The sequence below is a fragment of the Methylomonas sp. MK1 genome, assembly GCF_000365425.1.
Taxonomy (GTDB): Bacteria; Pseudomonadota; Gammaproteobacteria; order Methylococcales; family Methylomonadaceae; genus Methylomonas.
The window spans coordinates 2,736,112-2,749,533 of the sequence record NZ_AQOV01000001.1 but is presented as its reverse complement, the minus strand read 5'-3'; the positions used below and the strand labels follow the sequence as shown (position 1 = coordinate 2,749,533).

Here is a 13,422-nt window from a genome sequence, read left to right as displayed (position 1 = left end):
TCTATCACTCGATATTGAAATACGGCGGCATATCCGCCACATAAGCCAGATACATCGCATCGGCCATGCTCCACAACACATCCAGTTTAAATTTCAGAATTTGCACCATGCGTTCTTGCTGCTCGCGGGTTTTGTACCAGTCCAACGTCAGTTCCAGGCCGTGTTCCACGTCGCGGCGGGCTTCGGTCAGGCGCTTGCGGAAGTAAGTGTAACCCTCTTGTTCGACCCATGGATAGACATCTGGCCAGTTATCCAAGCGTTGTTGATGAATTTTGGGGGCGAATAGTTCCGTCAGTGATGAACTGGCAGCTTCGTGCCATTCGGCGCGGCGGGCGAAGTTGACATAGGCATCGACTGCAAAACGCACGCCGGGTAGCACGTATTCCAGGGAAGTGATCTCTTCGCGGGTTAGCCCAACTGCGATGCCCAGACGTATCCAGGCTTCGATGCCACCGGGGTCGCCGGGGTGGCCGTCGTGGTCGAGAATGCGTTGTACCCATTTGGCGCGAGTTTCGCGGTCCGGGCAATTGGCCATGATGTTGGCGTCTTTGATCGGAATCATCACCTGGTAATAAAAGCGATTGGCGACCCAACCTTGCAATTGCTGTTTGGTCAGCTTGCCTTCATTCATCAATGTGTGCATCGGATGATGAATGTGGTAGAACTTTTCCATGCCGCGCAGTTTGGCTTCGAATTCTTCGCGGCTCCAGGGTTGATTATCAGCAGTCATGTAACACCTTTGTTATAAGTCAATTTCCAGTCCGTCGTAAGCCACTTCGATGCTGTTGGCATCCAGGGTTTTACGCTCCGGCGAATCTTCGTCGAGAATCGGGTTGGTGTTGTTGATATGAATCAAAATTTTCCGGGCGCTTGGTACGCCATTCAAAACTTCAATCATGCCGCCAGGGCCGGATTGCGGTAGATGGCCGATTTCCCGAGCATGTTTGTGGCTGATGCCGCGCGTAACCATTTCATCGTCGGTCCAAAACGTGCCATCTACCATTAGGCAATCTACATTCAGCATGGCTTGCAAAACATGTGGCTCGATTTCGCCAAGGCCCGGCGAGTAATACAGTTTTTTGCCGGTGGATATTTGTTCGACGATCACGCCGATGTTGTCGCCGTCGTGCGGGTCGTGGCGGTGCGGTGAATAGGGCGGCGCTTTGCTTTTCAGGGCATGGGCATAAATGCGGATGTCATCAATGCCGGGAATCTCGAAGGGTGTTTCGTCGCAGGCAATCGGATGATGATTGACTGTGCAATAGTCTTTCAGCATATTGAATAGCGGAAAGCCGCTGGTCAGATCCTGCTTGACCATGTCGGTGCAGTACACGTTTAACGGTTTGCCTTCGCGCAGCATCAGCATGCCGGTGGTGTGGTCGATTTGGCTGTCGATCAACAGTACAGCCTTGATGCCGGTATCGCGGATACCTTCTTTGGGCTGTATGGCAGGAAAGGCTTCCAATTGGGCGCGAATGTCTGGTGAGGTGTTAAACAGCAGCCAGTTGCGGTTGTCGGTGCTGATTGCTATGGACGATTGGGTGCGGGCTTTGCCGTTGAATTGGCCGTTACGCAAGCGTCGGCAATTGTCGCAGTTGCAGTTCCATTGCGGAAAACCGCCGCCGGCACCGGCGCCGAGAACTCTTATCTTCATGTTCGCTTATAAGGGTTGGTGAACGAGCGAGGCATGATACGGGATTAAAAAACGCCAGGCAAAAAAAAGGGGCAGGAAAATGCCCCTTTCTTATCGTCAACCCTAAGGATTAACGGTTGTAGATGTACATGGTAACTTCAAAACCGAAACGCATGTCGTTATAAGCTGGTGTTTCCCATTTCATTTATATACCCTCCAGAGGTTTTGTTGTTGTGTGCGATAGCTTGATCGAGAAAGCTGCGCCGAAGTATACGATGAAGTTTTTCTTTGCGCAACAGAGCAATCAAACCGAAACTAGCGGTGATGTGAGCTGTGTCTCGGCGCTTTAGTTCCCTAGCTTACCAAGCCATTTTTAAAGCAAGTGCCAACAGCACAATCGCAAAGTAACGTTTCAATTTTTGCGCCGGCAAACGGTGGGCTAACTTGGCACCCAAAGGTGCGGTAAATATGCTGGTCAAAACGATGCCGGCGAAGGCTGGGAGATACAGGTAGCCGAGGCTGCCAGCCGGTAATTGATCTTCTTGCCAACCCAAGATGGCATAACTGGTTGCAGCCGACAGGGCGATGGGGATTGCGCAAGTGCTGGAGGTGGCGACCGCGTTTTTCATGATCAGACCGTTGTTCACTAGGTAAGGTACGGTCATGGTGCCGCCGCCGATGCCTAAAATAGCCGATAACACACCAATCAACAGACCCATCGGATAATCCAGAAAGGATCTGGCGGGGTGGGATGAGGCTTTGATTGGCTTGGGCATTGCCATTTGTACGCTGGTATAAAGTAGATAGGCAACGAAAAACCAGCGCAGTAAATCCGCGCTGATATATTCGGCCAACACCGCGCCGCCGCCGGCGCCCAGCAGCATGCTTGGGGCTAAGTGCCTTGCTCGTCGCCAATCGATATTGCCTAGTTTATGGTGCGTGCGCACCGAAGCCACCGACGTAAATATCGCGGTTGCCAAGGACGTAGCGACGGCAATCAGCATGATTTGCTCTGTATTGAATTCTTGAGCCTGGAAGAGCCAGACCAGGACCGGCACGATCAATGCGCCGCCGCCTATACCGAATAAACCGGCGGAGAGTCCGGCGAGAATGCCCAATAAAAGGCTGGCTAAAAAAATTTCCGTCATGATGAATAATGGCTGGGGAATAAGCAAAGCACTATGATAGCGACTCATTTATACTGTGTCTTTTGATCCATTTAGCAGGCGAGTTAGTAAGGCATGAAAACGTATCTGGTCGGCGGCGCAGTTCGCGACCGTTTGCTGGATTATCCGGTTAAGGAGCGTGACTGGCTGGTGGTCGGTGAGACTGTGGACAGCATGCTGGCCGCCGGTTTTCGGCCGGTTGGCAAAGACTTTCCGGTATTTTTGCATCCTATCGATCACGAAGAATATGCCTTGGCGCGCACCGAACGTAAAACTGCCCCCGGTTACAAGGGATTTGCGGTGCATGCGGCTACGGATGTGACATTGGAAGAGGATCTGTTGCGACGGGATTTAACCGTCAATGCAATGGCAATTGATGCCGACGGCGCATTGATCGACCCCTACAACGGGCGGCGGGATTTGGATAGTCGGATTCTGCGACATGTGTCTGCGGCATTTGTGGAAGATCCTGTGCGGATTTTGCGCGTGGCCCGCTTTGCGGCCCGGTACGCCCATTTGGGCTTTTCTGTCGCTGAGGAAACACTGCAACTGATGCGCGAGATGGTCTCCGCTGGCGAAACTGATTTTTTGGTTGCCGAGCGAGTGTGGGCGGAATTGCATAAAGCCTTGCTGGAGCGGACGCCGGCGGCATTTTTTCAGGTGTTGAGAGATTGCGGCGCCTTGCAGGTGGTTTTTCCGGAGATCTATGCTTTATTCGGGGTGCCGCAACCGGAGAAATATCATCCGGAAATCGATACCGGCGTGCATTCATTGATGGTGCTGGAGCAAGCCGCGCGGCTTTCCGATAAGGCCGAGGTGCGCTTGGCGGCCTTGTTGCATGATTTAGGCAAGGCCTTGACGCCCAGCCAGCATTGGCCTAGCCATCACGGCCACGAGCAAAAAGGTTTGCCGGTGCTGACCAAACTGTGCGAAAGATTGCGGGTGCCGAATCATTTTAAATCGCTGTGCGGGCAGGTCATGCAATATCACACACATTGCCACAGGGCTTTGGAATTACGTGCGGATACCTTGGCCGATATGTTGCAAACCCTGGGCGCGTTCAAGCCCGATAGTCGCTTGGAGGAATTTTTGCAGGCTTGCGAAGCCGACGCGCGCGGCCGAACCGGATTCGAAGACAGGCCCTACCCGCAAGCTGAATACATTCGTTCGGCGGCCATGGCGGCCTTGGCTGTCGATACCTCGGCGGCTTTGCTGAAAGGCTTGCAAGGCGAACAGATTGGTATCGCCATCCGCAAGTTGCGGTCCCAAGCCATCAGCGATTACAAGCAAGGCTATCAGCACCTAACAGTAGAATCAGCATGAATGCCATCCTGATCTCCGCCGGCTTATTGATTTGCAGCAATGTCTTTATGACTTTTGCCTGGTACGCGCACCTGAAGGAACTGAATAACAAACCCTGGTTGTTGGCGGCACTCGTCAGTTGGGGGATAGCTCTATTCGAATATTTGTTACAAGTACCGGCCAATCGTATCGGTTACACGCAGTGCAGTGTGGCGCAGTTGAAAATTATGCAGGAGGTGATCGCGCTTAGCGTATTCGTACCCTTCTCGGTTTATTACATGAAAGAACCGCTGAAACTGGATTATCTCTGGGCCGGTTTATGTTTGCTGGGTGCGGTGTTTTTTATGTTCAGGGCCAAATTAAGCTGAATTTGAACGGATTGGAATAATAAAAATGGGTAGACAGCATGCTTAGTTATCGTCACGGGTTCCACGCCGGCAATTTTGCCGATGTGTTAAAGCACAGTCTGCTGACGCTGGCGATCAACGCACTAAAGCAGAAAGATAAGCCTTTTGTTTACATCGATACCCACGCCGGCGCCGGTAAATATTCTTTTAAATCCGAATTTGCCCAAAAAACCGGCGAATATCAGCAAGGCATAGCCAAGCTTTGGGATATTCAAAGTGCGCCGCCGGAATTAAAAGATTATCTGTCCGCGGTGCGCGCGGAAAATACCGGTCAGCAACTGGTGCGCTATCCCGGCTCGCCGCAATTGGTTAAACGCTTGGTCAGGGCGCAAGATCGCTTAGTATTGTCGGAATTGCACAGTAGCGATGTCGAAGCCCTTCAGCAATTATTTGCCGGCGACAAACAGGTGAGTGTCGCCAAGGAAGATGGCTTGCAAACCTTGAGCAAGAAATTGCCGCCTATCCAAAAGCGCGGTTTGATTTTGATTGACCCCAGTTATGAAATGCGAGACGAATATAAAAAAATCGTAGCGGCTCTGACAACCGCATACAAGCACTTCGCTACCGGTGTCTATGTGCTGTGGTATCCGGTCATCGACCGCGCGGCGACCGAAAACTTTATGCGGCAATTGGCGCAAACCGGCATGCCTCGCCAGTTGCGGATCGAGCACTGCATAGCCCACGACGGGCCGGGACGCGGCATGACCGGTTCCGGCATGTTGTTCATCAATCCGCCGTGGCAGTTGGATAGTCAAGCGGAAGCCCTGCTACCTTGCTTGAATCAAGCCTTGGCGGACGGTAAGGGGTCTTGGAAAGTCGAATGGCAGGTGCCGGAGTCGATAGCGGTGAGTGCGGTAAGGAATTAGCCATGATTAGAAAGAATCTCGACTTGATCATCGTCGGTTTTGTGGTACTCGCTATCGTCATGTACGATGTGACGCTGGAACTGCTGGGTGAATTGATGCATCTGGTGTTCGAAGGTTTTCACGTGGCCTTCGAGTATGTCGAATTAGGTATTGAAGAAGCGGTAGAACTGGTATTCCACGTTTTGGATATCGGTGAAATCATCGAGTATCTATTCGAATCCGACCGCCACGGTAGCCAGGTGGTGACGTTCTATATATTGGTCACCATCGCCTGGTTTGGTTTTTATCGACTCTCAAAATTAGTACCCCGGCTTTGGGCATCTTTTAAACAAATGGTGCTGAATACCTGGGTGCGGCGGAAAACCGAGTTAGAGTTGTATTGGTTGTCACTTACCATAAGGGATAAGGTGACTCTTGCCGTCACTGCCGTGGCCGTTGCTTATATCGCTTCATTTTTCGTGATGTGATTGTGCGCATCCTTGACGAAACCGTTTTATTTTTAATTTTCTTATGCCATTACTAGAACAAGTTACCCAATCCATTCTTGCCGTCAATGGCTTGCAAACCCAGGATATAGATCGAGTGATGGCCGCGCTGCTCAGCGTGCCGGTCGATGCGGCGGACATTTATTTTCAGTCCAGCCATTTCGAATCCTGGTCCATGGAAGGCGGGATTATCAAGGAAGGTAGTCATTCCATAGAGCACGGTGCCGGTGTGCGCGTCGTCAGCGGCGACAAAACCGGCTTTGCTTACAGTGACCGCATCGAATTGCCGATTTTGCTGGAAGCCGCTAACAATGTAAAAGCCATTGTCAGGCAAGGACAGCAGGCGCAGCGCCAGATCGAAGTCGCCAAGAGCTGGCCGCAGCTGTACCAGCCGCTCAATCCTTTAAAGTCCCTGGACGATCAGGAAAAAATCGATTTACTGAAGCGCGTCGACAGCGAAACTCGCAAGCTGGACAGCCGCATCGAAGAAGTGATGGTCAGCCTGATTGCGGCTTACGACAGTGTCTTGATTGCCAATCAGGATGGTTCTCTGGCTGCGGATGTGCGGCCCTTGGTGCGGATGAACGTGACGGTCATCATGGTCGAAAATGGCCGGCGCGAGCAGGGTAGCATGGGCGGCGGCGGGCGCAGCGATTACAGTTTCTTTCTGGACAACGACCGAGCTTTTGAATACGGCCGCGAAGCGGTGCGTTTGGCTCAGGTTAATCTACAGGCCCAGGAAGCGCCGGCCGGTAATATGACCGTGGTGTTGGGTCCGGGGTGGCCGGGGATTTTGCTGCACGAAGCCATTGGTCACGGCTTGGAAGGCGACTTCAACCGCAAGGGCACTTCCGCATTTAGCGGTCGGGTCGGCGAGCGGGTGGCGTCGGATTTATGCACCGTAGTCGACGACGGCACCTTGGTTGGACGGCGCGGTTCCTTGAATATCGACGACGAGGGCACGCCCACCGAAAACACCGTATTGATTGAAAAAGGCATTTTGAAAGGCTATATGCAGGACAAGCTCAATGCCCGCTTGATGGGCGTGAAACCCACCGGCAATGGCCGCCGCGAATCGTATGCGCATTTGCCGATGCCGCGCATGACCAATACCTACATGTTGCCCGGCAGCAGCGATCCGGAGGAGATTATCCGCTCGGTCAAAAAAGGTTTGTATGCGCGTAACTTCGGTGGCGGGCAGGTGGATATTACCTCCGGCAAATTTGTGTTTTCCACCAGCGAAGCCTATTTGATCGAAAACGGCCAAATTACCCGGCCGGTAAAAGGTGCGACGCTGATCGGTAACGGTCCCGACGTATTGACGAAAGTATCGATGGTCGGCAACGACATGGCCCTGGATAGCGGCGTCGGCACCTGCGGCAAGGATGGGCAAAGTGTGCCGGTCGGCGTCGGTCAGCCCACCTTGAAAATCGACGGCTTGACCGTCGGCGGCACTAGCGTTTAATGCCTCGGGCCGTTATGTTGCGGCCCACACAAGTAATCGAATTCTAAGAGACTTACCGTGCAAAATCAGGAAGAAATTAATCGCTTAAAAAATGTCGTTCAGCAATTATTGGACGAAGCCAAACAACAAGGCGCAAGCGGCGCCGAAGCGGCGTTCAGCGTTGATAACGGTTTGTCCGTGTCGGCACGTCTGGGTGAAGTGGAAACCGTAGAATATCACTGCGACCAAGGTATAGGGGTTACCGTCTATTTCGGCCAGAAAAAGGGCTCGGCCAGTACCAACGATATCTCTTCTGATTCATTGAAAGAAACCGTCAAGGCCGCCTGTAGTATCGCCCGTTACGCCAGCGACGACGCCTATTCCGGCTTGCCCGATGCCGAATTATTGGCAACCGAGTTTCCGGATCTGGACTTGAATCATCCTTGGGGTATTAACGCCGAACAAGCCATAAACATCGCCATCGAATGCGAAAATATCGCGCGCGGCTACGATAAGGCGATTAGCAATTCCGAAGGTGCTTCGGTCAATACGCATCAAGGTACGCGGGTATTCGGTAATTCGCTGGGCTTTTTACAAGGTTACCAGTCAAGCAGGCATTCTTTGAGCTGTTCGGTGCTGGCCGGCAGCGGCGATGCGATGCAGCGCGATTATTGGTATAGCGTGGCCCGCAATGCGAACGGTCTGGAATCGGCTAGACAAGTCGGCGAAAAAACCGCGCAACGCACCATAGCCCGCCTCAATGCGCGTAGTCTCAGTACACGGCAATGTCCGGTATTATTCGCGTCGGAAATGGCGTCCGGTTTGATCGGCGCGTTGATCGGTGCGATCAGCGGCGGCAGTTTATATCGCAAATCCTCGTTTTTGCTCGATACGCTGGATACGCAAATCTTGCCGGACTTCGTGCGGATTCATGAGCAACCGTTCCTGCGCGGTGCGCTGGGCAGTGCCAGTTACGACTCCGAAGGTGTCGCGACCAGGGCCAGAGATATTGTCAGCGACGGTATTTTAAGATCGTACGTGCTCAGCACCTACTCGGCCCGTAAGTTGGGCATGCAAACCACCGGCAATGCCGGCGGGGTGCACAATCTGACCGTCGAGCCCGGCAGTCAGGATTTTGCCGGCATGCTGAAATTGCTGGATACCGGTTTGTTGGTGACCGAATTGATGGGGCAGGGCGTAAATCGCGTGACCGGCGATTATTCGCGCGGCGCTTCCGGCTTTTGGGTGGAAAACGGCGTAGTCCAGTATCCGGTGCAAGAGATTACAATCGCCGGCAATTTAAAGTCCATGCTGCGCAATATCGTCGCCATCGGCAACGATGTGGATTTGCGCGGCAATATCCGGGTTGGTTCGATCTTGCTGGAGCGGATGGCGATTGCGGGCGAGTAAATGTCCTCTGGGTTCTCTGTGCGGCCGATAATATATGTCTAAGCGCCCCAGCCCCCTTTGGAATTATTTACCCAGCCCTATTTATCACGGGTTAATCATCAATCAACCCGTTACGCCTGGGGTCAATAAAAAGTGACCTGAGGGTAGTTTTTCTTGGTACGTGTAAGGGCTGGCCTTGTTTTCTTCAACCCAGCGCTTTTCCGCTATCGATTCGAAGGGCGGAGGCAATTCGCCCTGTAGTGACCAAAGATCAAATGGGGTTTCGTCAATCGAAATTTCCCAATCGAAACCGCGTTCTTTAACAAAGGGTGCAATGACTTCGTCAAGCGTTCGCATCCACCATTCTCGTATGATGGGACCCGGTAGCGTTCGAGCGATTTGGTCGACCTTGAAGCGAATAAACTTGTCATTCCGCACACCACCGACGAAACAATTGCCTTTAATCACTCCTTCGAAAATGACTACCGCGTAAAATCTTGGGATTGGTACAGCCGCATATATGTTTACGATGCGTTCAGCCAGCTCTTGTTTGTCGTCCGCGCTGAAGGCTGCGCTGGGATGATAGACTTTCCACAAAGGCATGATGATTCTCCTGTATTTGAAATTAAGTTTTGGCGATCTTACTGACCACCTTGTTTTTCTGAATTGGCGTTCCGGCAAAACCCGACGCTGATCGCCAATGTTTTGCTAGCGCCATCTCTTCGCCCATCGTCTCAACATCATGATTGGCAAATGCGTTTGCCAAATACCGCCCGGCAATATCAGACGCTTACTGCACGATAGAGCGCGAGGCGACGCCGCAGCCACGTTAACTTGCAAGTTCCTTGGGGGGAAACTGATGCAGGTTCCTTGGGTAGAAACTAAACGTCGGCGGCTGCGTCGGGGATAAATCTATGCCTGAGAAGGCAAACGGTAAAATGCTTTCTATTCATGCGCCTATGAAAATATTTGATGCCAAACACCCCAGGTATTTTCGATAACATAACCCGCGTTTACATTTTGGAATCCCAGCCATGGCCAACTTAAAAACGTTTGATATGAATCTATTGATCGCCTTCGATCTGCTGATGAAGGAACGCAATGTGTCGCGGGCGGCGGAAAAAATGTTTATTAGCCAATCGGCGATGAGCCACGTACTACAGCGTTTGCGGCAACAATTGGAAGACCCGTTGTTGGTAAAAACTCCGGCGGGCATGACGCCGACGCTGCGGGCCCTGTCTTTGGTGGAACCCGTGGCGGCGGTACTTAAAGAGGTGGAAAGTTTGATTCGCGCGCCGGCGCCGTTCGATCCCGCCACTTGCCGGCGCGCCTTTAATATTGCGGCGACGGATTACGTGGAAGCCTTGTTGTTGCCCATACTGGCGCCGCGTATTGCCAGACAAGCACCGGGCGTGGATATCCACTTCAAACGCACCAGCAGCCGTTTTCCTTTCAATGCACTGGAGCAAGGCGATATAGACCTGATACTGGGTTTTGACGTGATGCTGAATGCGCCCAAGCATCTAAATTCCGAACGCTTGTTCGACGATTTCATGGTCTGCATGGCTCGCATTGGTCACCCCCGGGTCACTGCGGCATTAGCGCTGGAAGACTATATAGATCTGCCGCATATTCTGGTATCCAGAACCGGGGCCAGCACGGGGCAAGTAGACGCCTGGTTAGCGGAACACGGTCGCGAGCGGCGTGTGGCGCTGACTGTGTCGCATTTTCTGTCCGCGTTGTTGATCGTGGCGCAAACGGATATGGTCATGGCTTTTCCTAAACGCACTGCCGAGCAATTCGCCCGGAACTTGCCGCTACAATTGGTGCCCTTGCCGTTAGATTTGCCGCATTACGACACGGTCATGGTCTGGCATCCGCTACAAGACCAGGATCTTGCCAATCGTTGGCTACGCGATGAAATTCGCGCCGCTTGCGCCGCGCTGGACCATCATTCGCCAAACTTCGGTTCGCCCAGCTCGGGAAAATAGCGAGTCTGGATGTGCCGGCAATAATCGACTAACGAAGATTGCGTTAAGGCATAGTCCTTAACCGGCGAGCTGACTGGACAGGCCAATAGATTGATCAATACGCCGAAGGCCGAGGCATCGATACTGCTGGGCCGGTTTCCCAACAAAAACGTCTTGCCGTCAAGCGCGGCGGAAAGAGCCGCCACATCGTGCTTGCCCAATTCGAAAATGTCGGCGGCGGCTAGCCGGCCAATCCCATGGCCGCGTATCTGTCCGCGAATCCGCAGCCTATAGATCGCGGCTACCATGTCCGCCATGGGTTGCGGCAGGCCTTGGAAGATCGCCTGCTTATTGATTTGCCAGTTCTCCGCTCCGTATTGCCAACGGCTATACATGCATACCCAATACAAATGTTCTTCCAATAAGCGTTGCCAAGCCAGGGCCAGGGCGTTTTGCTCGGCTGACAGATGCGCATCCAGGCTATCGCCATAATGTTGTTGCAGATAGCGGATAATCATCCGGCTATCGGCAAGTTTATAGCCGTTGTCTTCTATGAAAGGTAGCTTGCCCAAGGGCGCATAAAGCGGCAGGGTTTCGGCGATTCGATATTCGATGCCGACCATGCGCAGATACGTTTCCAGCTTTACGCAAAACTGGCCCGGATTGGGAATGCTCCAGGCTCTGGGAAATTGATACAACGTAATCATGCGGAACTTTGTTTATGCCTCTCTAAAAATCGGCGACATGTCTCTTAGAAATGTTAGACATAGCCAGCCAATACTGAAAAATCGGCCAAAAATTAGCCATTTTCCGGCAGCACAAAGCGTATCGGCCGAGAACCGATCTTTGCGCCCGTGACCTCGTCGATGGCCACCGGTTTAATTTCCTGCCCGGTTTCGGCGTCCTCGATATATACCAGCTTGCCGCCGCTACGGTATTGGCGACCCCAGGCGCCTATCATGATCAGCACCGGCAGGAAATCGCGGCCGGCGGCGGTCAACACATACTCCTCACGCGGCGGCCGCTCCGAATACAGCCGTTTTTCCAACATGCCTTCCTCCGTCAGCGTCGCCAAGCGCCGGGTCAGCATCGTCGGTGCGATGCCGAGACTTTTCCGAAATTGATCGAATCGGGTTAAACCGAAATGGGCGTCTCGTAGGATTAATAAGCTCCATTCATCGCCGAGGAAAGTCAGGCAACGCGCGATTGGACACGGCTCATCACAAATATTTTTATCGTTCATACGTTTTTAGTAGTGACTTGGTTTCATTTTGATAGTAACATTGCTTTCAAAATGATAGTAACACTTAGTCGGCAGACTATCCACCCCACAAGGAGATTTGATATGAGCAATAAAGACATTGGCGTAGCCCTGATCACTGGCGCATCGTCGGGCATTGGGCTGGTAACCGCCAAGGCCCTGCAACAAGCAGGTTATCGAGTATTTGGAACCAGCCGCAAAGCGCTTGCCAGCGCTGACGGCATCACGATGTTGACCTGCGACGTCACCGACGAAGCGTCGGTAAGCAACATGGTCGCCGAGGTCATGAAGCAGGCCGGACGCATCGATCTGCTGGTCAACAATGCCGGTGTCGGCCTACTCGGCGGCGCGGAAGAGTCCTCCACCGCGCAGGCTCAGGCTTTGTTTGACGTGAATGTGTTCGGCATAACCCGCGTCACTAATGCCGTGTTGCCGACCATGCGCAGGCAGGGGAAAGGCCGCATCATCAATATCAGCTCGGTATTGGGTCTGATTCCGTCTCCCTACAACGCTCTGTATGCCGCCACGAAGCATGCGGTCGAAGGTTACTCCGAATCGCTAGACCACGAACTGCGCACCTTCGGCATCCGGGTGGTGCTGGTTGAACCGGCGTTTACCCGCACCGCATTCGAAGCAAGCTTAACCAAGCCCGATCAACCGCTTGCCGTCTATGACTCTGTGCGTAGCGACATGGCGGCACTGATGCATAAAGGGGTGAATGCGGGCGATGCGCCGGACGTAGTGGCCAGTACGATATTAAAAGCCGCGACTGACGCACTACCCAGAAGACGTTACACCGCCGGAAAACAGGCAAGCCAAGTGCGTTTCCTGCGTCGTTTCCTCCCGGAAGCCTTGGTAGACAAGAGCTTACGCAAGTTTAACCAACTGCCGATAGTCTGAATAACGGAAGGATAAGGACATGATTCATCGTTCAAACAATGCCAAGTCGACTGTACCCGCCACGGTCCTGCATATCGGAGAAGGGACGGTAGCTATATGAATTTTCTGATCAAAACCGATGTTGAGCGCAATGGCCTTGACCAGTTGCGGGCGCTGATGGTCTCGGGGCATAAGCCAGGGATACTGGTGTCGCTGGATTTTGAGCTGGTGGAAGTCGACTTGGGCAAAGCCGTGTTTGCCGGCAAGCCCGGCGAACATGCTTATAACCCTCTGGGCACCGTTCACGGCGGCTATGCGGCCACATTGCTGGATTCCGCCTGCGCCTGTGCCGTCCATTCCAGACTAACCGAGAGACAGGCCTACACCACCTTGGAGTTGAAGGTTTCCTATCACAAGGCCATGACCAAGAACACGGGCTTAGTCAGAGCGGAAGGCAGGGTTTTGTCGTTAGGGAGGCGGGCTGCTTTTGCGGAGGCACGTCTCATTGATACTGAAGACCGACTCTATGCCTCGGCCACATCGACATTATTGATCTTCGGGCGAAGAGGCTAAGTGATGACCATTTCTTTTCCGAACAATTACAGCGCCATTTCGGCGCG

Annotated in this window: 16 protein-coding genes; 9 read left to right on the top strand and 7 right to left on the bottom strand. The window is 53.0% G+C overall.

Annotated elements, in window-relative coordinates; all coding sequences use genetic code 11:
• Window positions 1-4: 4 nt before the first annotated feature.
• From pqqC to G006_RS0113065, 4 genes are all read right to left on the bottom strand, one after another.
• Window positions 5-730 carry a pyrroloquinoline-quinone synthase PqqC gene (gene pqqC, locus G006_RS0113075; RefSeq protein WP_020483649.1) on the bottom strand — a complete coding sequence of 242 codons (726 nt, stop codon included), beginning with the start codon at window positions 728-730 and terminating at the stop codon, window positions 5-7.
• Window positions 731-742: 12 nt separating this feature from the next.
• The gene (pqqB, locus tag G006_RS0113070; protein WP_020483648.1) at window positions 743-1,654 is read right to left on the bottom strand and encodes a pyrroloquinoline quinone biosynthesis protein PqqB; all 912 of its coding nucleotides are present in this window, start codon (window positions 1,652-1,654) and stop codon (window positions 743-745) included.
• A 109-nt stretch (window positions 1,655-1,763) separates the two neighbouring features.
• Window positions 1,764-1,838: a pyrroloquinoline quinone precursor peptide PqqA gene (gene pqqA / locus G006_RS27835; protein ID WP_054760176.1), complete on the bottom strand. Its 75-nt coding sequence runs from the start codon at window positions 1,836-1,838 to the stop codon at window positions 1,764-1,766.
• A 154-nt stretch (window positions 1,839-1,992) separates the two neighbouring features.
• Entirely contained in the window at window positions 1,993-2,781 is a 789-nt protein-coding gene (locus G006_RS0113065; RefSeq protein ID WP_020483647.1) for a sulfite exporter TauE/SafE family protein, read from the bottom strand.
• Between the two features lie 93 nt (window positions 2,782-2,874).
• Between G006_RS0113065 and G006_RS0113060 the strand changes: the two genes are divergently transcribed.
• Genes G006_RS0113060 through pmbA form a run of 6 tightly spaced genes read left to right on the top strand, consistent with a single transcriptional unit; the run spans window position 2,875 to window position 8,713 of the window.
• Window positions 2,875-4,122, top strand: coding sequence for a multifunctional CCA addition/repair protein (locus tag G006_RS0113060; protein WP_020483646.1), 1,248 nt, complete (start codon window positions 2,875-2,877; stop codon window positions 4,120-4,122).
• Window positions 4,119-4,469, top strand: coding sequence for a DMT family protein (locus G006_RS0113055; RefSeq protein WP_020483645.1), 351 nt, complete (start codon window positions 4,119-4,121; stop codon window positions 4,467-4,469). Before G006_RS0113060 ends, G006_RS0113055 begins: the two co-directional genes overlap by 4 nt.
• Before the next feature lie 38 nt (window positions 4,470-4,507).
• Window positions 4,508-5,374: a 23S rRNA (adenine(2030)-N(6))-methyltransferase RlmJ gene (locus G006_RS0113050; RefSeq protein ID WP_020483644.1), complete on the top strand. Its 867-nt coding sequence runs from the start codon at window positions 4,508-4,510 to the stop codon at window positions 5,372-5,374.
• Between the two features lie 2 nt (window positions 5,375-5,376).
• Entirely contained in the window at window positions 5,377-5,841 is a 465-nt protein-coding gene (locus G006_RS0113045; protein ID WP_020483643.1) for a hypothetical protein, read from the top strand.
• A gap of 43 nt (window positions 5,842-5,884) precedes the next feature.
• Window positions 5,885-7,324: a metalloprotease TldD gene (tldD, locus tag G006_RS0113040; RefSeq protein ID WP_020483642.1), complete on the top strand. Its 1,440-nt coding sequence runs from the start codon at window positions 5,885-5,887 to the stop codon at window positions 7,322-7,324.
• A 57-nt stretch (window positions 7,325-7,381) separates the two neighbouring features.
• Window positions 7,382-8,713 carry a metalloprotease PmbA gene (gene pmbA / locus G006_RS0113035; RefSeq protein ID WP_020483641.1) on the top strand — a complete coding sequence of 444 codons (1,332 nt, stop codon included), beginning with the start codon at window positions 7,382-7,384 and terminating at the stop codon, window positions 8,711-8,713.
• Window positions 8,714-8,815: 102 nt separating this feature from the next.
• On the opposite strand, the gene G006_RS0113030 is transcribed toward pmbA, so the two are convergent.
• Window positions 8,816-9,295, bottom strand: a complete 480-nt coding sequence (locus G006_RS0113030) for a tautomerase family protein (protein ID WP_020483640.1) — start codon at window positions 9,293-9,295, stop codon at window positions 8,816-8,818.
• A 431-nt stretch (window positions 9,296-9,726) separates the two neighbouring features.
• Here G006_RS0113030 and G006_RS0113020 point away from each other — a divergent pair, with 431 nt between their 5' ends.
• On the top strand, window positions 9,727-10,683 hold the full coding sequence (locus G006_RS0113020) for a LysR family transcriptional regulator (RefSeq protein ID WP_020483638.1): 957 nt from the start codon (window positions 9,727-9,729) through the stop codon (window positions 10,681-10,683).
• Here G006_RS0113020 and G006_RS0113015 read toward each other — a convergent pair.
• Both G006_RS0113015 and G006_RS0113010 read right to left on the bottom strand, forming a co-directional pair.
• Complete coding sequence (locus tag G006_RS0113015; protein ID WP_020483637.1) at window positions 10,644-11,369, bottom strand: glutathione S-transferase family protein; 726 nt, start codon at window positions 11,367-11,369, stop codon at window positions 10,644-10,646. The two genes, G006_RS0113020 and G006_RS0113015, sit on opposite strands and share 40 nt — an antisense overlap.
• A 92-nt stretch (window positions 11,370-11,461) precedes the next feature.
• Window positions 11,462-11,905 carry a winged helix-turn-helix transcriptional regulator gene (locus G006_RS0113010; RefSeq protein ID WP_026147034.1) on the bottom strand — a complete coding sequence of 148 codons (444 nt, stop codon included), beginning with the start codon at window positions 11,903-11,905 and terminating at the stop codon, window positions 11,462-11,464.
• A 102-nt stretch (window positions 11,906-12,007) separates the two neighbouring features.
• Between G006_RS0113010 and G006_RS0113005 the strand changes: the two genes are divergently transcribed.
• Together G006_RS0113005 and G006_RS0113000 are read left to right on the top strand one after the other, a co-directional pair.
• Complete coding sequence (locus tag G006_RS0113005; RefSeq protein WP_020483635.1) at window positions 12,008-12,823, top strand: oxidoreductase; 816 nt, start codon at window positions 12,008-12,010, stop codon at window positions 12,821-12,823.
• A gap of 96 nt (window positions 12,824-12,919) precedes the next feature.
• Window positions 12,920-13,375 carry a PaaI family thioesterase gene (locus tag G006_RS0113000; protein WP_020483634.1) on the top strand — a complete coding sequence of 152 codons (456 nt, stop codon included), beginning with the start codon at window positions 12,920-12,922 and terminating at the stop codon, window positions 13,373-13,375.
• The last annotated feature ends 47 nt before the right edge of the window (window positions 13,376-13,422 follow it).